General features: G+C 58.6%; 20 protein-coding genes. 7 read left to right on the top strand and 13 right to left on the bottom strand.

Going from position 1 to position 19,467, the window contains the following annotated elements; genetic code table 11:
* The first annotated feature begins 110 nt into the window (after nt 1-110).
* Nucleotides 111-686 (top strand): DedA family protein, encoded by a 576-nt coding sequence (locus ENGE1_RS01160; protein ID WP_048253921.1) that lies wholly within the window; start codon nt 111-113, stop codon nt 684-686.
* A gap of 90 nt (nt 687-776) precedes the next feature.
* Here ENGE1_RS01160 and ENGE1_RS01155 read toward each other — a convergent pair whose 3' ends face one another.
* Nucleotides 777-1,544 carry an SDR family oxidoreductase gene (locus ENGE1_RS01155; RefSeq protein WP_048253920.1) on the bottom strand — a complete coding sequence of 256 codons (768 nt, stop codon included), beginning with the start codon at nt 1,542-1,544 and terminating at the stop codon, nt 777-779.
* 107 nt (nt 1,545-1,651) lie between these two features.
* On the opposite strand from ENGE1_RS01155, the gene ENGE1_RS01150 reads away from it, so the two are divergent.
* Complete coding sequence (locus tag ENGE1_RS01150) at nt 1,652-2,386, top strand: class I SAM-dependent methyltransferase (RefSeq protein ID WP_043082867.1); 735 nt, start codon at nt 1,652-1,654, stop codon at nt 2,384-2,386.
* Here ENGE1_RS01150 and dusC read toward each other — a convergent pair.
* The 6 genes from dusC to mhbT form a co-directional block, all read right to left on the bottom strand.
* Nucleotides 2,364-3,326, bottom strand: coding sequence for a tRNA dihydrouridine(16) synthase DusC (gene dusC, locus ENGE1_RS01145; RefSeq protein WP_048253919.1), 963 nt, complete (start codon nt 3,324-3,326; stop codon nt 2,364-2,366). The two genes, ENGE1_RS01150 and dusC, sit on opposite strands and share 23 nt — an antisense overlap.
* Nucleotides 3,327-3,388: 62 nt before the next feature.
* A complete protein-coding gene (locus tag ENGE1_RS01140) occupies nt 3,389-4,582 on the bottom strand; it encodes a 3-hydroxybenzoate 6-monooxygenase (protein WP_043082865.1) in 1,194 nt (397 codons plus the stop codon).
* A 14-nt stretch (nt 4,583-4,596) separates the two neighbouring features.
* A complete protein-coding gene (gene maiA / locus ENGE1_RS01135) occupies nt 4,597-5,241 on the bottom strand; it encodes a maleylacetoacetate isomerase (protein WP_043082864.1) in 645 nt (214 codons plus the stop codon).
* An 8-nt stretch (nt 5,242-5,249) separates the two neighbouring features.
* Nucleotides 5,250-5,951: a fumarylacetoacetate hydrolase family protein gene (locus tag ENGE1_RS01130; protein ID WP_043082863.1), complete on the bottom strand. Its 702-nt coding sequence runs from the start codon at nt 5,949-5,951 to the stop codon at nt 5,250-5,252.
* 13 nt (nt 5,952-5,964) lie between these two features.
* Nucleotides 5,965-7,002: a gentisate 1,2-dioxygenase gene (gene gtdA, locus ENGE1_RS01125; protein ID WP_043082862.1), complete on the bottom strand. Its 1,038-nt coding sequence runs from the start codon at nt 7,000-7,002 to the stop codon at nt 5,965-5,967.
* Nucleotides 7,003-7,013: 11 nt separating this feature from the next.
* Nucleotides 7,014-8,372: a 3-hydroxybenzoate transporter MhbT gene (gene mhbT, locus ENGE1_RS01120; protein ID WP_048253918.1), complete on the bottom strand. Its 1,359-nt coding sequence runs from the start codon at nt 8,370-8,372 to the stop codon at nt 7,014-7,016.
* Between the two features lie 126 nt (nt 8,373-8,498).
* Between mhbT and ENGE1_RS01115 the strand changes: the two genes are divergently transcribed.
* The 5 genes from ENGE1_RS01115 (at nt 8,499) to sanA (ending at nt 12,487) form a co-directional block, all read left to right on the top strand.
* A complete protein-coding gene (locus ENGE1_RS01115; protein WP_048253917.1) occupies nt 8,499-9,422 on the top strand; it encodes a LysR family transcriptional regulator in 924 nt (307 codons plus the stop codon).
* 105 nt (nt 9,423-9,527) lie between these two features.
* On the top strand, nt 9,528-9,932 hold the full coding sequence (locus tag ENGE1_RS01110; protein ID WP_043082859.1) for a CidA/LrgA family protein: 405 nt from the start codon (nt 9,528-9,530) through the stop codon (nt 9,930-9,932).
* Entirely contained in the window at nt 9,922-10,617 is a 696-nt protein-coding gene (locus ENGE1_RS01105) for a CidB/LrgB family autolysis modulator (protein ID WP_043082858.1), read from the top strand. The genes ENGE1_RS01110 and ENGE1_RS01105 overlap by 11 nt, the downstream gene beginning before the upstream one ends.
* A 154-nt stretch (nt 10,618-10,771) precedes the next feature.
* Nucleotides 10,772-11,656: a cytidine deaminase gene (gene cdd, locus ENGE1_RS01100; RefSeq protein WP_048253916.1), complete on the top strand. Its 885-nt coding sequence runs from the start codon at nt 10,772-10,774 to the stop codon at nt 11,654-11,656.
* Nucleotides 11,657-11,779: 123 nt separating this feature from the next.
* Complete coding sequence (gene sanA / locus ENGE1_RS01095; protein ID WP_043082854.1) at nt 11,780-12,487, top strand: outer membrane permeability protein SanA; 708 nt, start codon at nt 11,780-11,782, stop codon at nt 12,485-12,487.
* 39 nt (nt 12,488-12,526) lie between these two features.
* Here the strand turns inward: sanA and mglC are convergent, their stop codons facing one another.
* The 6 genes from mglC to folE form a co-directional block, all read right to left on the bottom strand.
* Nucleotides 12,527-13,537 (bottom strand): galactose/methyl galactoside ABC transporter permease MglC, encoded by a 1,011-nt coding sequence (gene mglC, locus ENGE1_RS01090; RefSeq protein WP_043082853.1) that lies wholly within the window; start codon nt 13,535-13,537, stop codon nt 12,527-12,529.
* Between the two features lie 15 nt (nt 13,538-13,552).
* Nucleotides 13,553-15,073, bottom strand: a complete 1,521-nt coding sequence (mglA, locus tag ENGE1_RS01085; protein ID WP_045289927.1) for a galactose/methyl galactoside ABC transporter ATP-binding protein MglA — start codon at nt 15,071-15,073, stop codon at nt 13,553-13,555.
* Nucleotides 15,074-15,138: 65 nt separating this feature from the next.
* Nucleotides 15,139-16,137: a galactose/glucose ABC transporter substrate-binding protein MglB gene (mglB, locus tag ENGE1_RS01080; protein ID WP_043082851.1), complete on the bottom strand. Its 999-nt coding sequence runs from the start codon at nt 16,135-16,137 to the stop codon at nt 15,139-15,141.
* A 296-nt stretch (nt 16,138-16,433) separates the two neighbouring features.
* The gene (gene galS / locus ENGE1_RS01075) at nt 16,434-17,432 is read right to left on the bottom strand and encodes an HTH-type transcriptional regulator GalS (protein ID WP_048253915.1); all 999 of its coding nucleotides are present in this window, start codon (nt 17,430-17,432) and stop codon (nt 16,434-16,436) included.
* 155 nt (nt 17,433-17,587) lie between these two features.
* Nucleotides 17,588-18,742, bottom strand: coding sequence for a DUF418 domain-containing protein YeiB (yeiB, locus tag ENGE1_RS01070; protein ID WP_048253914.1), 1,155 nt, complete (start codon nt 18,740-18,742; stop codon nt 17,588-17,590).
* A gap of 19 nt (nt 18,743-18,761) precedes the next feature.
* The gene (folE, locus tag ENGE1_RS01065) at nt 18,762-19,427 is read right to left on the bottom strand and encodes a GTP cyclohydrolase I FolE (RefSeq protein ID WP_043082848.1); all 666 of its coding nucleotides are present in this window, start codon (nt 19,425-19,427) and stop codon (nt 18,762-18,764) included.
* Nucleotides 19,428-19,467 lie beyond the last annotated feature (40 nt).

The following is a 19,467-nucleotide window of genomic DNA, read 5'->3' as shown; positions in this document are numbered from 1 at the left end:
TTTGTACAACAGCACAAAGCGTCAGCGCTCGGGCGGGTGCCGCCTGGCGATTGTGATGGCGAGGTGTATGCTTAAGGAACTTGTCTTTTCAGGGAGATGTCATCGCAACGATGGATATTCACAACCTTATCAGCCACTACGGCTATGCCGCTCTGCTTCTGGGTTCCCTTGCCGAGGGCGAAACCGTCACCCTGCTCGGCGGCGTCGCGGCCCACCAGGGCCTGCTGCGCTTCTGGCTGGTGGTCGCCTCCGTCGCGCTGGGAGGGATGATTGGCGATCAGGCGCTCTATTTGCTCGGCCGCCACTTCGGAACGCGCATTCTCAAGCGCTTTAAGCGCCAGCAAAAGAAGATAGAGAAGGCCCAGCGTCATATTCAGAAGCGCCCGTGGCTGTTCGTTATCGGCACCCGCTTTATGTACGGCTTTCGCATTATTGGCCCGCTGCTCATCGGCGCCAGCCGCCTGCCGCCGAAGGTTTTTCTGCCGCTCAACATTCTGGGTGCCCTGATCTGGGCCCTGCTGTTTACCACCCTGGGCTATCTTGGCGGCGAGGCCATTGCGCCGTGGCTGCACGATCTCGATAGGCACATTAAGCACTGGGCGTGGCTGATTATTGTGGTGGTGCTGGTCATCGCGGTGCGCCTGTGGCTGAAGCACCGCGATAAAAACGCCTCGGCAGAGGAGTAGCCGAGGCCGCTGGCCCCGGTGACCGTTACCTCGGGCAGCCCTGAATCAATAGGCTAGCCAGGGCAGGCTAGCGGCTGATTTCCGCCGCCGCTACAGGGCCGCTTTCACCTGCGGATTCACCAGCATAAAACCGCCGTCGACGATCAGCGACTGCCCGGTGGTGTACGCCGCCTCGGGGGAACAGAGCCAGGCGACGAGACCGGCTATCTCTTCGGTACGCCCGGGGCGGGCCAGCGGAATGCCCGGCATCGATCCCGGCTCCACCTCATCGTCGCCCAGACCGGTCATCGCCGTGGCAATCGCGCCCGGCGCCACGGCGTTAACCAGAATACTGTGCCCGGCAAGCTCAACCGCCATCGACTTCGTTAAGCCGCCGAGGGCGTGCTTGGCCGCGGTGTAGGCGCAGGCCTGCGGCAGCGGCGTGTGTTCATGAACCGAGGTGATATTGATAATGCGCCCGCCGTCGCCCTGGGCAATCATGTGCCTGGCGGCGATCTGCGAGCAGAGCAGCGCGCCCTCCACGTCCACGGCAAAGGTCGCCCGCCAGTCGTCGAGCGTGACGTCGAGAAACGGGGCTTTGGTCATCCGCCCGGCGTTATTGACCAGCACGTCGATGCGCCCCAGCCGCTGAATCAGCGTCTCCAGCGCCTTGACGCCCTGCGGCAGACGGCCGAGGTCGAGCTGAATAGCCTTCGCCTCGCAGCCGAGGGCGGTCACTTCCCGCACCGTACGCTTGGCGCCCTCTTCATCGCTGTGCCAGGTTATCCCCAGCGCATAGCCCCGGCGCGCCAGCTGCAGGGCGCACTGTTTACCAATCCCGGAATCTGAAGCGGTCACAACGGCAACTTTCGTGGTCATAGCGCACTCCTGCTGGTGATGAGGAATATAAGTATAGAAGGTGTGGAATTATCCTCAGACCGGGTTTTACGTATACTCCCTGAAATGCCGATATCTGAGGAAATGTAATGACGCAAAATATGTATGACGACCCGCAGTTTTTTGCCGGCTATGCCACGCTCGACCGCTCGGTTAAAGGCCTGGACGGCGCGCCGGAATGGCCCGCGCTGCGCAGCATGCTGCCCGCTGTTGCAGATAAAAAGATTGTGGATTTAGGCTGCGGCTACGGCTGGTTCTGCCGCTGGGCGCGCGAACAGGGCGCCGCCGCCGTTCTGGGGCTGGACGTGTCGGAGAAGATGCTGGCAAAAGCGCAGGAGATGACCCGCGATCCGGGCATCACCTACCGCCGGGAGGATCTGGAGACGCTGCGCCTCGGCGCGCAGAGCGCGGATCTGGCCTACAGTTCGCTGGCTCTGCACTACCTGCGCGATATCGACGGCCTGTTCGCGACGCTGTTTCAGGCCCTGAAGCCGGGCGGTATGCTGGTGTTTTCCGCCGAGCACCCCATCTACACCGCGCCGCTCAGGCAGGGCTGGGTGCAGGATGAGGCCGGTGAGAAATCATGGCCGGTCAATCACTATCAGCAGGAGGGCGAGCGCGTCAGCAACTGGTTTGCCGACGGCGTGAAGAAGCAGCACCGCAAACTGGCCAGTTGGATCAACGCCCTGCTGGCCGCCGGATTTGAGATTGTCCACGTCGATGAGTGGGGCCCGGACCAGGCTCAGGTCCGCGCCAATCCGGCGCTGGAAGAGGAAACGGCGCGCCCGATGCTGTTTTTACTCAGCGCCCGCCGGCCCGGCTGAGGCGGCTGGCCGCCTGCTCGATAGCCCGGGCGATGGCCGCCGAGTCCGCAAGCGCGCGGATGGTGACGAAAAGCGCCTCCGCTTCGCTGTACTCCTTGCGCAGATAGCCCAGCCACTGCTTGATGCGCGCCACGTGATACAGGCCGGTATCGCCCTGCTTCTCAAGGCCGCAGTACTTGAGAAGCAGCTGCATCACCTCCGGCCACGGCATGCGCGGCGCGTTATCCTTCACTACCCGGCTGAGATTCGGCACGTTGAGCGCCCAGCGGCCGATCATTACCGCATCGCAGCCGGTCACCGCCATGCACTCCCTGGCGCTCTGCCAGTCCCGGATCTCGCCGTTGGCGATCACCGGGATGGTCAGCCGGCGGCGAATATCGCCGATCGCCTGCCAGTTGATGCGCTCGGCCCGGTAGCCGTCCTCTTTGGTGCGCCCGTGGACCGTGATTTCCGTGGCTCCCGCCTGCTGCACCGCGTCGGCGATTTCAAACTGGCGCTCGCCGCTGTCCCAGCCGAGGCGGACTTTCACGGTGACCGGCAGCGCGGCCGGCACCGCCTCGCGCATCGCCTTCGCGGCGCGGTAGATAAGGTCCGGATCTTTAAGCAGTGTGGCGCCGCCGCCGCTGCCGTTGACCACTTTCGACGGACAGCCGCAGTTGAGGTCAACGCCCCACGAGCCTAGCTCCACCGCGCGGGCGGCGTTTTCGGCCAGCCACTGCGGATGCTGGCCCAGCAGCTGGATGCGCACCCGCGTGCCGCTCGCCGTACGGCTGTGGTTATTCAGTTCCGGGCACAATTTATGGAACGATTTTACCGGCAGGAGTTTATCCACCACGCGCAGAAATTCGGTGATGCAGAGGTCGTAATCATTCACTCCAGTCAGCAGCTCGCGCACCAGAGAATCGAGCACGCCTTCCATCGGCGCCAGTAAAACACGCATATTGATACCCGATAAAAAAAGAGGCGCTATGTTAGCGCCTCTTTTCATCGGTTAAAAGCCGGTTAGCGGGGTTCCAGGCAGTTCTCTTCTTTCCAGCCGTAGAGCCACTCCATCGCGCGATAAAACTCAGCCTGGGTTTTGCCTTTCCACAGTAAATTACGCACGTGGCGTTCCACGCCTGCGGCGTGATAAATACGTCCCATCTCGCGGGTCGACCAGACAATACGCGCGGTGCGCGGAATACGCACGGACTCATACAGCGCGAACGCTTCCGCTGCGTCACCATCGCATTGTGCCAGCGCTTTACCGATGGTAACCGCATCCTCCAGCGCCATACATGCCCCCTGTGCCATATACTGTGCCACCGGATGCGCCGCATCACCCACTAAAGTAACCCGATCGTTACCCCATTTTTCGACCGGCTCACGGTCGGCGGTGGACCACCGACGCCAGGACGTTGGCTTATCAAGCATCTGACGCGGCCGAGGGTGAATGCCTTTAAAGTAAGAGAGCACCTCTTCTTTGCTGCCATCCTTTACGCCCCATTCTTCCGTCTCGCGGCTGTGGAAAGTGACCACCAGGTTGTACTGTTTGCCGCCGCGCAACGGGTAATGCACTAGGTGACAATGTGGACCCGCCCACAGCACCGGCGCGTTGATGCGAAGATCGTCTGGCATATCGTCACAATCGATTACCGCGCGATAGACCACGTGCCCGGTCACGCGCGGCGCGTCGCCAAGCAGGCTCTGACGCACCACTGATTTTACGCCATCGCAGCCAATAAGAATGTCCGCCGTCCAGCTGTTGCCTTTGTCATCGAATACAGTAATGTCATGGTCGCTCTGACGGATATCCACCACGTGCGTCGAGGTACGATATTCTACGTCCGGGTGCTTCATCGCCGCTTCCCACACCGTCGCATGAATATCCACACGATGGATCACCGCATACGGGCCGCCAAAATGGTCGCGGAACGTATTCCCGGTTTCGATATGCACGACTTCCTCACCGCTAACCGCGTCCATCATGGTGATATGATCGGTAAAGACCGCGCGCTGGCGCGCTATATCGCCTACGCCCAAACTGTCCAGCGCCGAAAATGCGTTCGGGCCAAGCTGGATCCCTGCGCCGATTTCGCCTATTTCATGCGCCCTTTCCAGCAGCATCACCTTGATGCCCTGACGCGCCAAAGACAGCGCGGTCGCCGCACCGCCAATCCCGCCACCGACAATAATTGCGCTCATCACTTTTGCCATGATAATTCTCCTTACTATGCCGGAATTTTATCCAGCTGGTTCTCTGGTGCGGCAGCGACGAATGCAGGCAGCGCGGAACATGATTCATAAACGGCTTTACAGCGGGGATACCCGCTAAGATCGCAACCCATACGTAACGCATTAGCCCATTGAGGAACTAAGCAACAATCGGCTAGCGTTGGCGCATCACCCACGCAGAATTGCCCCGCCGGACTCTGGCGCAGAAGTTGCTCAACAGCACTCAGTCCCTGATGGACCCAGTGCGCGTACCAGCGTTGTTTAGCTTCTTCGCTCACTCCCAGTTCGTCAGTAAGGTAACGCAAGACACGCATGTTATTGATTGGGTGGATATCGCAACTGATGGCGTAAACAATCTCCAGAATACGCATCCGCGCCGGATCGTTATTCGGTAGCAGCGGAGTTTGGGGAAAATGCCGGTCCAGCCAGTCAATAATTGCCAGCGACTGCCCCAGCGATTCACCATCATCTGTTATCAGCGCAGGTACCAGACCAACGGGATTAAGCCGGCGGTACTTCAGCTCATTTTGCTGGCCAATGCGAATATTGACGCCAACGGTCTCATAATCAATCCCCTTGAGTGCCATTGCGATGCGCACCCGATAAGAGGCCGAGCTATTGAAAAAACTGTATAGTTTCATCAGTCACCTCAAACAATCTTCACTGCGATAGGCGTTAAACCATCGACGTTGCCAGTGATGGTGTCGCCTTTCACCACGGCGCCAACACCTTCCGGCGTACCGGTGAAAATCAGGTCACCCGGCTGCAGTTCAAAGAAGCGTGACAGGTAACTGATGGTTTCATTCACTGACCAGATCAAATGTTTAATATCGCTGCGCTGGTGATCTTCACCGTTTACCTGTAACCAAATTGGTGCCTTATCGATGCCGGAAACCTCAGCGGCTTTATGCAGTGGTGAAATGGGTGCGGAATGATCAAAGGCTTTACCGATTTCCCATGGACGGCCCATTTTACGCATTTCCAACTGGCGATCGCGACGGGTCATGTCCAGGCCGGTGGCGTATCCCCAGACATACTCGTGCGCATTTTCCTGCGGAATATTGCTACCTTTTTTCCCAATCGCCACCACCAGTTCGATTTCATAGTGATAGTTATCGGTCTGCGCCGGATAGGCCAGATTTAATATTTCTCCTGCAGCAACAGGAACAACCGCGTCCGCGGGTTTGCAGAAGAAAAATGGCGGTTCGCGGTCCGGGTCAAAGCCCATTTCGCGTGCATGCGCGGCATAGTTACGTCCGACACAATAGACTCGGCGGACCGGGAACTGCGCGTCGCTGCCGACAACCGGAATTGCGATAAGGGCCTGGGGTTCAAATACGTATTTGCTCATTATTTTCTCCTGATTAGTAGCGTGCTTCACGGAACAGGCCCAGCGCTTCCTGAACGGGGCGGTCCGAAAAACTAAACAACACAGTTTCGTTCTGCGCATCAAAGGACACGCTGTGCCAGGTTGGCACGACAAAAATATCTTTCTCTTTAAAGCTAAATACCTGATTACCCACCGAGACATGCCCGCAGCCTTCCACCACATGATAAATGGTGCTGTCAGTGGTACGCGCCTGGCGGGATCGGAAACCCTTCGGCAATAGCTGCAAAAATGTGCCCATTGATGGCATTGGATAACCGCCCGTGATCGGATTCACGTAGCGCATTTTGTAACCATCCCACTCATCAGCATCTCCCAGCCGAGTCAGGTCATGCAGCACTTCGCGGCTACGGTCATAGCGATAGTTAAAGATTGGCGAGGAGTTGCCGGTTTGATGGCGCAGCGGCAGCATATTGGCAGCATAGCGCGGCAGATAATCGCCCTCTTTGCGTGTGACTGGCTGCTGATCTTCCGGGTAATCTTCCGCAAAGCCACAGCCCAGGTAGTTCACCAGCGGCAGGTCCAGGCCGTCCATCCAAATCACCGGTTCATCGCCCGGGTTGCCGTGGTCGTGCCAGCGCCACTGCGGCGTCAGAATAAAATCCCCCGGATGCATCTGGGTGCGCTCGCCCTCAACGGCAGTAAACGCGCCTTTTCCCTCCACAATAAAACGTAATGCTGACTGGTTATGGCGATGGCTTGGGGCCACTTCACCCGGCATAATCAGCTGTAAACCCGCATACAGTGACGACGTTATAGAAGATTGCCCACGCAGCGCCGGATTCTCCAGCACTAGCACGCGACGCACCGCCTCCTTCGCGCCAATCAGCGAACCGCTCTCGAGCAACAGCGGACGAATTTCCTGGTAGCTCCAGTGTGCAGGCGCACAGGTCGGATTTGGCGTTTGCGGCACCAGGTGATGTAGCGATTCCCACAACGGCGTCAGGTTCTGCCCGGCAATATGTTGGTAGTATTGTTGGCGTTCATTTTTGACGTCCGGATTCATCTGGCTCATTGTTATTCTCCTTATTTGTTCGCCACGCCCGCAGCAGGCAGCGTGTTGGGTACAGTTGTCGTCCGGCGCACAGCCAGGGTAAGTAGCGTCAACATGATGGCGCAGATGGCTGCCGGAACGGCAATCACATAAAACAGAGTGTCAAAAGAGAAGTTCAGCGCCATCATTACCCCGCCGGAAACCGAACCGACGATGGCGCCGCAGCGACCAATGGCGTTTGCCCAGCTCACGCCTGTCGCGCGGCTTTGGGTCGGGTAGAGCATGGCGGTTAGGGCGTTCAGCCCAACCTGCGAGCCGCTGACTCCAATCCCGGTACCGAATATCGCCAGCGCCATCAGCCAGAGCCCGTTTTCGCTCAGGCCAATCATCATGATGCACACCGCACCCAGCGCGTAGCTCACCGCTAACACCCGGAAGGGATTGAATTTATCCATTAATACGCCGAGCAGAATAGCGCCCATAGTGCCGCCAATCTGGAACGCTGCCGTCACCCATGACGCATGTTGCAGGTCGATGCCACGATGGTTAAGCAGCGTCGGCATCCAGCTTGAGAGCAGATAGATAATCAGCAGGCTCATAAAGAACACCACCCACAGCATTAGCGTGATAGCGAGCTGGTGTCTGGCAAAAAGCTGACCAATGCTGCCTTTGTGCTCCGACGTTGGTTCATCGAGCCAAAAAGTAGTGTTGTCATGGCGCCGCTGTGTCATCTCACTGACCAGCCGCGCAATGTGTGCTTGGGGACGCTGACGGCGAACCATCCAGCGCGGCGATTCCGGCAGCGCGAACAGTAAATAGAAGAACAGGATCATCGGCAGTACGCCGCCGAGCACCAGAATGCCCGCCCAGCCAATAATGCCCACCAGTTGTGCGCTAACGATCCCGCCAAAGGCGGAGCCGAGCGTGAAGCCGCAGAACATCAGGGTGACCAGCGCACCGCGGCGACGCGATGGCAGGTATTCGGAGGTCATGGTGATGGTGTTCGGCATCGCGCCGCCTAATCCCAGCCCGGTTAAGAAGCGCAGGAGCACCAGTGTTTCCAGGTCAGGTGAAAAGGCAGAAAGCAGGCTGAGAATACCGAAAAACGCCACACACCACTCAATGACGCGTTTACGGCCAAAGCGATCGGAGAGCGGGCCGCAAAGCAGCGCCCCTGCGGTGAGCCCTATCAGGCCTGCGCCAAATAATGGGGCTAATCCTGCTGCCGTCAGTTGCCAGTGTGCGCGGATATCGGGTGCAATAAACCCAATCGCGGCCGTATCAAATCCATCCATCATGACAACAAAGAAACAACAGAGAATGACACGCCACTGGAGCGCGCCGATAGGAACTGTATCTATTAAAGCCTGTAATTCACGTCGTTGAGTCATAGGGGAATGCCTCAGGTGTGTAGGGTAAATGTTGTATTTGTTGTTTGTATGTAGCGATTTTGTGGCAACTGAAATGAGTTGTACAATGGCTTTCTATGCAGAGTCATAACCTGGAGGTTATTGCTGATGGGAAACTGGACGCATAAACTTAAGCTTCATCACCTGCAAATACTGGTTGCGCTGGGAGAGCAATGCAATCTGACTCAGGTGGCGAAAAAGATGAATATCACCCAGCCGGCGCTGTCGAAATGGTTAACACAGTTCGAAGAAGAGGTCGGGATCACACTCTTCGAACGCCATAGCAAAGGTCTACGCCCCTCTGAAGGAGGGAAACTACTTATTCAGCACGCTCAGCGCTTGATCAACGATCTTGAACGTTCGCGGTTTGAGATGGATCGTTTCAAACAGGGCGGCCTGGTCGGCAGTCTGAAAATCGGCTGCTCCCCTGTAGCGACCGATTGTGTCTCGAAGGCGATTTTGCCACTGCTTAAAGAAATGCCTTCTTTGCATTTGAACATTGAAGAAAAAGTGATGACTCCGCTGCTGCAGGATTTGCAGTCAGGCGTGGTGGATGTGGTGATCGGGCGTATCGGCGGACGAGCACTGGAGTTGCCGCTCAATTATCAAGTGTTGTACACCGAACCCGTTTGCTTTGTCGCCCGAACAGATCACCCACTCGCCGTCTACAACCGATTGAGCTGGAAGGATCTGGAGCCGTGGCGCTGGATAGTCTGGCCCACCGGCACGCCTATTCGCCAAAGTATCGATAACGCCCTTGTCGATAACGGCGTGATGCTGCCGGAAAACACCATTGAATCCGCCTCGATGAACGTCAGCGTCAGCCTGCTGCAAAGCAGCGATATGATATCTATTCTTTCTTTACGGCTAGCAGAACGCTACGCCCAACAGGAGCAGCTTACGATTCTGGAGCTGCCGAAGATTGAGCAAAAAGGAAGCGTCGGCGTATTTTGGAGAAGAAACGATCAGCCATCGCAGGCGCTGAGTCGATTTCTTTATCATTTATCGCATCCGCTTCAGTCAGATACCTGATGTTCCGCTCGTCTATGTCAGGCATGCTCACAATTCATGATGTGATCTGTAGCACATAACTGGCTTTAATTGTATGATGAATGCCTTCCATCAAGGGTCTCAACCATGAGCAAATCACTGATTACTATCTGGCAGTACCTGCGGGCATTTGTGCTGATTTACGCCTGCTTATACGCGGGGATTTATCTCTCTTCTCTGCTGCCGATCGCGATTCCGGGCAGCATCATCGGCATGCTTATCCTCTTCGTACTGCTGGCGCTGCAAATTCTCCCGGCAGACTGGGTGAATCCCGGCTGTAACATTCTTATCCGCTACATGGCGCTGCTGTTTGTGCCCATCGGCGTCGGCGTAATGCAGTATTTCGATCTGCTGCGCGCGCAGTTTGGTCCGGTGGTCGTGTCCTGCATTATCAGTACCTTTATCGCTTTCCTGGTGGTCGGCTGGACGACGCACATTATCCACGGCGAGCGTAAAGTCGTTGGTCGTAAGGAACCGAAAAATGATGAGTGATATCTGGTGGTCTTTGCCGCTGACGCTGGTGGTGTTCTTCGCCGCCCGCCGCCTGGCGATGCGTTTTCGCAGTCCGCTGCTTAACCCGCTGCTGGTGTCGATGGTAGTGCTGATCCCGTTTCTGATCCTGACCGGTATTCCCTACGCCCGCTATTTTCACGGCAGCAAGATCCTCAACGACCTGCTGCAGCCGGCGGTGGTGGCGCTGGCGTTTCCGCTGTATGAACAGCTGCACCAGATCCGCGCCCGCTGGAAATCCATTATCAGTATCTGCTTTGCGGGCAGCCTGGTGGCGATGGTCACCGGGACCGGCGTCGCCCTTCTGATGGGGGCAACGCCGGAGATTGCCGCCTCGGTGCTGCCAAAATCGGTGACCACGCCGATTGCCATGGCGGTCAGCAGCAGTATCGGCGGTATTCCGGCCATCAGCGCGGTGTGCGTGATTTTCGTCGGGATCCTCGGGGCGGTATTCGGCCATACGCTGCTCAACCTGATGCATATCACCACCAAGTCGGCGCGCGGCCTGGCGATGGGCACCGCCTCGCACGCCCTCGGCACCGCCCGCTGCTCGGAGCTGGACTACCAGGAGGGCGCCTTCGGCTCCCTGGCGCTGGTGCTGTGCGGCATTATTACTTCGCTGATAGGGCCGCTCCTGTTTCCGCTGATCATGGCCGCATTCAAATAAGCGCAGCGCGCGGGCTGGCGCAGCCGACCTGAGACACGTCACACACTTACGGAAGCTAATTACATATATTGCATTACTAATGAGAAGCAGATCACACATAAAGGCGCGGACGGTCCCTACACTGTCTTCCCTTACACTGTTACGAGGCTATCTCATGCACCCACGTTTTCAATCTGCCCTGGCGCAACTCGGCGCGGAACTGCTGTCGGCCCTCGCTCCGATGATTGCCGATAACCATTTCCCCGCCGTACTGAGCGCCGGGCAGGTCTCTGCGCTGAAGGCGGCGTCGGGGCTGGACGAAGACGCGCTGGCGTTCAGCCTGCTGCCGCTGGCGGCGGCCTGCGCGCAAACCGGACTGTCGCACTTTAACGTCGGAGCCATTGCCCGCGGCGTCAGCGGCAGCTGGTACTTCGGAGCCAATATGGAGTTCCCCGGCACCACCATGCAGCAGACCATTCACGCCGAACAGAGCGCCATCAGCCACGCCTGGCTGCGGGGCGAAAAATCACTGCAGGCCATAACCGTTAACTACACGCCGTGCGGCCACTGCCGCCAGTTTATGAACGAGCTGAACAGCGGCCTGGCGCTGGAAGTGCATCTTCCGGGCAGAGCGCCGCACACGCTTGGAGACTATCTGCCGGACGCCTTCGGTCCGCGCGATCTCGATATTCAGGTGCTGCTGATGGATAAGGAAGACCACGGCTACGCGCTGAGCGGTGATGCGCTGGCGCAGGCGGCAATCGCGGCGGCCAACAGAAGCCATGCGCCCTACAGCCGGTCGCCGTCTGGCGTGGCGCTGCAGGTAAGCGACGGCACGATTTTCAGCGGCAGCTACGCAGAAAACGCCGCCTATAACCCGAGCCTGCCGCCGCTGCAGGGCGCGCTCAATCTGCTGTGCCTTAGCGGCTATGCCTGGGAAGATATTCAGCGCGCGGCGCTGGCCGAGCGCAGCGATGCCCGCCTGACGCAGCTGGATGCCACCGCCGCCACCCTGCGGGCGCTGGGCTGTGAAGGCCTCGAATGTATCGAGCTGAACTGAGTCTCATGCGCGGGCCGGGCGCCCGCGCTGTCGAAAAACCCTACAGTTGAGCGGCGGTTTCTTGCTCTTCCCCGGCGGGTACAGTAGCCTGAGTGCATATTCCGCGATTACTGAGCCAACCCCATGTTAAAGCGCATATTATACAGCCTGCTGGTCCTTATCGGCTTACTGCTGTTTATTGTGCTGGGGCTTGACCGCTGGATGAGCTGGAAAACCGCGCCCTACATCTACGACGAACTGCAGGACCTGCCCTACCGCCAGGTGGGCGTCGTGCTCGGCACCGCCAAATATTACCGCACCGGCGTCATCAATCAGTACTACCGCTACCGCATTCAGGGCGCCATCAACGCCTACAACAGCGGCAAGGTCAACTACCTGCTGCTGAGCGGCGACAACGCGCTGCAGAGCTATAACGAGCCGGTGACCATGCGCAGGGATCTGATCGCCGCCGGGGTCGATCCAGCGGATATCGTGCTGGATTACGCCGGCTTCCGCACCCTCGATTCGATCGTCCGCACCCGCAAGGTGTTCGACACCAACGACTTCATCATTATTACCCAGCGCTTTCACTGCGAGCGGGCGCTGTTTATCGCCCTGCACATGGGCATTCAGGCCCAGTGCTACGCGGTGCCGTCGCCGAAGGATATGTGGAGCGTGCGCCTCCGCGAGTTCGGCGCCCGCTTCGGCGCCCTGGCCGACCTCTATATCTTCAAGCGCGAGCCGCGCTTTCTCGGCCCGCTGATCCCTATCCCTTCGCAGCATCAGGTGCCCGACGATGCCCAGGGCTATCCGGCGGTAACCCCCGAGCAGCTGCTGGAGCTGCAGAAGTAAAAAACCCGCCGTGCGGCGGGTTGGGTCAAGCGCGGTGGCCTATTTCTTGCGGGCGTACTTCAGGGAATCCAGCGCAACCGCAAAGATAATGATCCCGCCCTTAATGATGTACTGCCAGTACGGGTTGACGCCGATATAGGTCAGACCGTAGTTGATGACCGTAAAGATGATCACCCCGGTCACCACGCCTATCACCGTCCCCACGCCGCCGCTGAACGATACGCCGCCGACCACGCAGGCGGCAATGGCGTCCAGCTCGTACATAAAGCCGAGGTTGTTGGTGGCCGAGCCGATGCGCCCCGCCTCCAGCATGCCGCCAAAGGCGTAGAACACGCCGGAGAGGGCATAAATCATCAGCAGGTTAAGGGCGACGTTGACGCCGGAGACCTTGGCCGCTTCCGGGTTACCGCCGATGGCGAAGATATTCTTGCCGAAGCGGGTTTTGTTCCACAGGATCCAGACGAAGACGGTGGCGATCAGGGCATAGAAGGTAATATAGGACAGGCGGAAGCTGCCCATGGCAATAAAGCCCTGGGTAAAGGTCGAGAAGCCGGAGTCAAAGCCGGAAATCGGCGATGCGCCGACGAAGTCGTAGTACAGGGAGTTGATGCCGTAGACGATGATCATCGTGCCGAGGGTAGTAATAAACGGCGTCACGTTGAGATAAGCGATGATGATACCGTTGATCAGGCCGATAACCGCGCCGATGGCGCAGACGATCAGCACCACCACAAAAATCGGCATGGTCGCCATTTCCGGGAAGACTTTATTGGCGTTTTCCATCGACTGCAGCAGCGTGGCGGCGATCACCGCCGCCAGCCCGACCTGGCGCCCGGCGGACAGGTCGGTGCCCTGGGTGACGATAAGCCCGGCCACGCCGAGCGCGATGATAATGCGCACCGAAGACTGGGTCAGGATGTTGCTGAGGTTAAGCAAGCTCAGGAAGGTCGGATCCTGAAAAATGATGATCGCCAGCAACACAAGCAGCACGACGTAAATGCCGCCCTCTTTCAGGTAGGTGAAAAAGCTTTTTTTATTTAACGCACTCATGGGGAGCCCCTGATCTTAAAGGTGCAAAGACGCAAGACGTAAGATTTCGTTCTGCGTGGTTGTTTTAGTATCCACAATGCCGGCCACCATCCCGTTACTCATCACCAGAATACGGTCGGTTATGCCCAGCAGCTCAGGCATCTCAGAGGAGATGATAATGATCCCCTTTTCCCTTTTCGCCAGTTCAGCAATGAGCTGATAAATTTCGAATTTTGCGCCAACGTCAATGCCGCGCGTCGGCTCATCGAGCATCAGGATCTCCGGCTGGGTCAGCAGCCAGCGGCCGATAATCACCTTCTGCTGATTGCCGCCGGAGAGCGAACCAATCTGCGTGCGGTGGCCCGGCGTCTTGACCCGCATGGCATCAATCACCCACTGGGTGTCGCTCTTCATGCGGGCGTTATCCAGCAGCCCAATCTTGCTGCGGTACTTTTTGATATTAGAGATGAGCGAGTTAAAGCCGATGTCCAGATAGGCGTAGATGCCGGTGGAGCGGCGCTCCTCGGTCACCAGCGCAAAGCCGTTGTTGATGGCTTCGTTGGCGCTGTGGTTATTGATTTTTTTGCCGTGCAGGGTAATGGTGCCGCCGGACTTTTCGCGAATGCCGAACAGGGTTTCCACAATATCGGTACGCTTGGCGCCGACCAGGCCGGCAATGCCGAGGATCTCGCCCTTGTGCAGGTCGAAGGAGACATCGCGGATCGACGGCTGGCGCAGCGAGGTCAGATTGCGCACTTCGAGGATGGTTTCGCCCGGCGCGTTCTCTTTGTCCGGGAAGCGCTGGTTGAGGGAGCGGCCGACCATCATGGCGATGATCTTGTCCATGTCCAGCCCTTCCAGCGGCTGGGTGGCGATCCACTGGCCGTCGCGCAGAATGGTTATCTCATCGCACAGCTGGAAGATCTCTTCCATTTTGTGGGAGATATAGACGATGCCGCAGCCGCGATCCTTCAGCTTGCGGATGATGCTGAACAGGTGATTAACCTCTTTCTCGGTCAGCGACGAGGTCGGCTCGTCCATGATGACGATTTTGGCGTCATAGGAGAACGCCTTGGCTATCTCTATCATCTGCATCTGCGAAACGGAGAGCGTGCCGACGCGGGCCCGGGGATCGATGTCGATATCCAGCTCGTCGAAGATCGCCTTCGTGTCGCCGTACATTTTTTCCTGATCGACAAACACGCCTTTGGTGGGATAGCGCCCCAGCCACATGTTGTCCATCACCGAGCGCTGCAGCACCAGGTTCAGCTCCTGGTGAACCATCGAAATCCCGTTCTCCAGCGCCTCTTTCGCCGAGTGAAAGTCGATTTCGCGGCCCTGAAAAAGAATGCTGCCGCTGTCTTTCTGATAAATACCGAACAGGCATTTTAACAGCGTCGATTTACCGGCCCCGTTCTCGCCCATCAGGGCATGAATCGAGTGCGGGCGGACTTTTAAGTTAACGTTATCGAGTGCTTTAACGCCGGGAAAAGACTTGTTGATGTGGCTCATTTCCAACAAGAATTCGCCCGACGACTCGCGATTATTACTGACCATAGTCTGTCCTGGCTGCGCGGGTGACTCCCGCGCCGAAGCGCCGGCGCGGGAAATCGCAGAGAAGATTATTTACCGGCAAATTCAGCCAGGTTGTCTTTATCAACGCCGACGTAGGGGATACGCACGACTTTGTTTTCAATTTTCCAGCTGGTGCCGTCGGTGGCGCCCTTGCCGTCGGCGAGGTTTTTCGCCAGATCGAAGGTGGCTTTCGCCTGATTGTTGGCATCGTTCAGCACGGTACCGGCCATCGCGCCGGATTTCACCAGCGCCAGCGCTTCCGGCAGGGCGTCAACGCCGAACACCGGGATGCTGGACTTATTGTGGGCCTTCAGCGCTTCCACCGCGCCCATCGCCATCGCATCGTTGTTAGCGATGATCACCTCAATTTTGTTGGCGTTCGGGCCCGAGAGCCAGGCGTCAACTTTGTCTTTCGCCTGCGCGGTGTCCCACATGGCGGTATCCAGCGCCAGCTGCTGGGTCTTGATGCCCTTGGTGTTCAGCTCTTTGATAACGTAAGTGGTGCGCGCTTCGGCATCCGGGTGGCCCGGCTCGCCCTTCAGCAGCACGAACTGGATCTGGCCGTCTTTATTCAGATCCCAGGCCGGGTTCGCCGCCCAGTGTTTGGCAATCAGGTCGCCCTGGATAATGCCGGACTCTTTCGAGTCGGTGCCGACGTAGTAGGCCTTGTCATAGCTGTCCAGCGCCTTGCGGGACGGCTCCTTGTTAAAGAACACCACCGGCACGTTCTGGCTGCGCGCCTTGTCGATTACCGTGCCCGCGGCGGCCGGGTCAACCAGGTTGATGGCCAGCGACTTCACGCCTTTCGCCAGCAGGACGTCAATCTGATCGTTCTGCTTGGACTGGTCGTTCTGCGAGTCATTCATCAGCAGCTGCACGTCCGGCGCGGCTTTGGCGTCTTTCTCAATCGCCTTGCGCACCACGGACATAAAGTTGTCGTCGTATTTGTAGATAGTGACGCCAATGCGGGTGTCCGCGGCGTGGGCGGCGGCGCCAAATAACATGCAGGACATCACGGCGGACAGGGCTAACGCCTTCTTATTCATGGTATCTCCGGTATTTTTATGCAGGGTAGCGGTATCGGCAGAGGTAACGTTAAATCATTGTTACATCCAGCGATGTTTATAATTTTTAATCACGCCTGCACCTGCCCGCTGCGGCGAATCAATCGCTCAGGCGAACCATTTAGCGCTTAAAAAACAGGCAGGTAGCGTTACATTATGTTTCAGAATGACAAGCGATGACATCATAGTCACGCAATTGTTAATATACTGTGAAACAACTCACAAATTGAAAGCGGTTACATCTGACGACACCTTCAGTTAGTGATCGCGGTTACAGTTTACCTGGCGGCAACGGAATGGCGGCGCACCAGCGTCGGCATAAAGCAGTGGGTCGCCGCCGGATCCAGGCGACCTGCGGCCCCCGCCAGCGCCAGCTCGGTCGCCAGCTTCGCCATTGAGATAATCGGATAGCGCACGGTGGTCAGCTGCGGATCGGTGTAGCGGGCAATGGGAATATCGTCGAAGCCGATCAGCGACAGCTGCTGCGGCACCTGAATACCGTTGTCCTTCAGCGCCGTCAGGGCCCCGGCGGCCATGCTGTCGTTGTAAGCAAACACCGCGCTGATGCCCTGATTGCGCCCGAGCAGCTCGACCATCGCCGCCTCGCCGCCCTGCATGTCCGGCGAACCGACGCCGACCCAGGCGTCGGGGGCGGCGATCCCCGCTGCCGTCAGCGCCTGCTGCCAGCCCGCCTGCCGCAGCCGGGTATCCTCAATGCCGTGGGCCGATCCGAGATAGCCGATGCTGCGGTGCCCCTGATTGAGCAACATGCGGGTCGCCATTATCGCGCCGCTGACGTTGTCCAGCCCGACGCAGCGGTGCTCATAGCCGGGCACAATGCGGTTGATGATCACCATGCCGGAGACCTGGCGTAAAAATTCGCCGAGCTCCTCGTCGCTGAGCGCCTTGGCGTGGACGATAAGCGCGTTGCAGCGCTTGCGGATCAGCACCTCGATGGCGCTGCGCTCCTTTTCGGCTTCGTGATAGCTGTTGCCGATCAGGACGTGTTTTTGGTACTGCTGGGCGACGGTATCCACCGCCTTGACCAGCGCGCCGAAGAAGGGATCGGAGACGTCCATGACCACCACGCCGATGGTATCGCTCACCTGCGAGGCCAGCGCCTGGGCGTTGGCGTTGGGGCGATAGCCCAGCTCGGCTACCGCCCTCATCACCCGCTCCCGGGTGTCCGGGCTCACCAGCGGGCTGTTATTGAGCACCCGCGAGATGGTGGCGACCGAAACCCCGGCGTGGCGCGCCACGTCACGAATAGTGATCATATTCATCGTCCTGTTGAAGATTGCTGCGGCGCACGGTCGTCCCCTGAGGTTGGCAAGTGCGCTATTCTGGCAGCGGTCGACGGCGAGCTGCGTGAGGAAAGTCACAGAGATGGTAACGGTTACATCACATATGTTAACGATTGTGATCGAGATCGTTATCTTGATGTTCTTACATTGGAGCTACCCGCCGCCCGCAGGGTCAGCTGGCGCCACAGCCACTCCGCCGGGCCCTGGCGGAAATAGCGCAGCCAGAGTACGGAGAAGAGCAGGTTCACCAGCCACACCGCCGGTACGAAGGCCAGCAGCGACAGGCGGTCGAATTTCATGAACAGGTCGAAGCGGTAGAAAAGCGTGGTGCAGATAGCGGTCTGCAGCAGGTAGTTGCTGAGCGCCATGCGCCCGACGCAGGCGATGGCCCCCGCCAGCCGGAAGCGGCAAAGCTGCGGCCAGTAGCCCCACGCCAGCGCCGCGTAGCCCAGAGTCTGAAACGGCGCGGAAAGTTCGCGCGGGGCCTGCAGCAGAAAGGCGCACCAGCGCGGATCCCAGCCCATCCGCCATTGGGCAATCACCCCCGGCAGATTGATGGCCAGGCCAGCGGCAATCAGCAGCACGCCGGCACGCCGGTAGTGCCCGAGGCTAAAGCGGCCCTTCAGCCAGCCGCTGCGCATCAGCGCGGCGCCCATCAGCATCATGCCCGCCAGCTGCCAGCCATACTGTACGCCCAGCGCCAGCAGACTGTCCGACAGCAGGCTCGCGCGGTTGCTTACCGCCTCCAGGCCGCCCCGCAGCTTCCAGTACTGTTCATACTGCAGGTTGGCGGCATCCGGCACCCAGGCGCGGTGGACGTCCCCTGAGATAACCCCCAGCAGCAGCAGCACCGCCACGCCGATAAGGTAGAGCACGACGCCGGTATTAAACAGCGACTTCACGCCGTGGGCGTCGCGCACCATCCGCCAGCACACCAGCCCGACCAGGGCGTAAGCCAGCAGAATATCGCCGTCCCACAGCAGTAAGGCATGGCAGATGCCGAGCAGCGCCAGCAGCGTCAGTCGCGACTGGATCCAGCGCTTGCCGCGGGGCAGCAGCATCTGCAGCCCCGCGCCGAACAGCAGCGCGAAGAGAGTGAGGAACTTCACCTGCGCGAACAGGTCAAGCAGCGCCCAGGTCCAGGCATCGCGAAGCGTGACGTCGCCGTACCAGGCGGGATTAAGATAGGCCGCCTTCGGCAGACCGAAGGCGGTGATATTGAGGAGCAGGATGCCGAGAATGGCGACGCCGCGAATAAAATCCAGCGTGATGTTACGCTTCATGCCGCATCCTGCAGGACCGCTAGCCGTGGTGGCGCACCGCGCGCAGAAACTCCTGGCGGGTGTTCTGGCTGGATTTGAACAGGCCGCCGAGCGAAGTGGTGGTGGTGGCGCTGGTGGCGTCACGAATGCCGCGCGCCTTCACGCAGTAGTGCACCGCGTCAATGGAGACCGCCACGTTGTTGGTGCCGAGCAGCGTCTGCAGCGCGGTGAGCACCTGCTGAGTAAGGCGCTCCTGCACCTGCGGCCGCTGGGCGAAGAACTGCACGATGCGGTTGATTTTCGACAGCCCGATCACCGAGTCTTTCGGAATGTAGGCCACCGTCGCCTTGCCGTCGATAGTGACAAAATGGTGTTCGCAGGTGCTGGTGAGGGTGATATCACGGACGGTCACCATCTCATCGACCTTCATTTTATTTTCAATGACGGTAATTTTGGGGAAATTGGCGTAGTCGAGACCGGAAAAGATCTCATCGACATACATTTTGGCGATGCGGTGCGGCGTTTCCATCAGACTGTCATCGCTGAGGTCGAGATTAAGCAGCTGCATAATCTCCGTCATGTGTCCGGCAATCAGGCGCTTGCGGGCCTCATTATCAAGATTAACCGGTGGACGCAGCGGCGTTTCCAGACCGCGTGCGACCAGCGCCTCGTGGACGAGCGCGGCTTCTTTACTCAGTGATGGCATGTTCTTCTCCTGCAGGTGTGGCGACCTTTACTCTTATACG

It is taken from the genome of Pluralibacter gergoviae ATCC 33028 = NBRC 105706, assembly GCF_001598855.1.
GTDB classification, from domain to species: domain Bacteria; phylum Pseudomonadota; class Gammaproteobacteria; order Enterobacterales; family Enterobacteriaceae; genus Pluralibacter; species Pluralibacter gergoviae.
Note: the sequence above shows the minus strand (reverse complement) of the source record. Positions and strands in the feature narration are given on the sequence as shown.

Coding starts and splice junctions, on each gene's coding strand:
- ENGE1_RS01160 (WP_048253921.1), top strand. CDS start 111: ATGGATATTCACAACCTTATCAGCCACTACGGCTATGCCGCTCTGCTT.
- ENGE1_RS01155 (WP_048253920.1), bottom strand. CDS start 1,544: ATGACCACGAAAGTTGCCGTTGTGACCGCTTCAGATTCCGGGATTGGT.
- ENGE1_RS01150 (WP_043082867.1), top strand. CDS start 1,652: ATGACGCAAAATATGTATGACGACCCGCAGTTTTTTGCCGGCTATGCC.
- dusC (WP_048253919.1), bottom strand. CDS start 3,326: ATGCGTGTTTTACTGGCGCCGATGGAAGGCGTGCTCGATTCTCTGGTG.
- ENGE1_RS01140 (WP_043082865.1), bottom strand. CDS start 4,582: ATGGCAAAAGTGATGAGCGCAATTATTGTCGGTGGCGGGATTGGCGGT.
- maiA (WP_043082864.1), bottom strand. CDS start 5,241: ATGAAACTATACAGTTTTTTCAATAGCTCGGCCTCTTATCGGGTGCGC.
- ENGE1_RS01130 (WP_043082863.1), bottom strand. CDS start 5,951: ATGAGCAAATACGTATTTGAACCCCAGGCCCTTATCGCAATTCCGGTT.
- gtdA (WP_043082862.1), bottom strand. CDS start 7,002: ATGAGCCAGATGAATCCGGACGTCAAAAATGAACGCCAACAATACTAC.
- mhbT (WP_048253918.1), bottom strand. CDS start 8,372: ATGACTCAACGACGTGAATTACAGGCTTTAATAGATACAGTTCCTATC.
- ENGE1_RS01115 (WP_048253917.1), top strand. CDS start 8,499: ATGGGAAACTGGACGCATAAACTTAAGCTTCATCACCTGCAAATACTG.
- ENGE1_RS01110 (WP_043082859.1), top strand. CDS start 9,528: ATGAGCAAATCACTGATTACTATCTGGCAGTACCTGCGGGCATTTGTG.
- ENGE1_RS01105 (WP_043082858.1), top strand. CDS start 9,922: ATGATGAGTGATATCTGGTGGTCTTTGCCGCTGACGCTGGTGGTGTTC.
- cdd (WP_048253916.1), top strand. CDS start 10,772: ATGCACCCACGTTTTCAATCTGCCCTGGCGCAACTCGGCGCGGAACTG.
- sanA (WP_043082854.1), top strand. CDS start 11,780: ATGTTAAAGCGCATATTATACAGCCTGCTGGTCCTTATCGGCTTACTG.
- mglC (WP_043082853.1), bottom strand. CDS start 13,537: ATGAGTGCGTTAAATAAAAAAAGCTTTTTCACCTACCTGAAAGAGGGC.
- mglA (WP_045289927.1), bottom strand. CDS start 15,073: ATGGTCAGTAATAATCGCGAGTCGTCGGGCGAATTCTTGTTGGAAATG.
- mglB (WP_043082851.1), bottom strand. CDS start 16,137: ATGAATAAGAAGGCGTTAGCCCTGTCCGCCGTGATGTCCTGCATGTTA.
- galS (WP_048253915.1), bottom strand. CDS start 17,432: ATGATCACTATTCGTGACGTGGCGCGCCACGCCGGGGTTTCGGTCGCC.
- yeiB (WP_048253914.1), bottom strand. CDS start 18,742: ATGAAGCGTAACATCACGCTGGATTTTATTCGCGGCGTCGCCATTCTC.
- folE (WP_043082848.1), bottom strand. CDS start 19,427: ATGCCATCACTGAGTAAAGAAGCCGCGCTCGTCCACGAGGCGCTGGTC.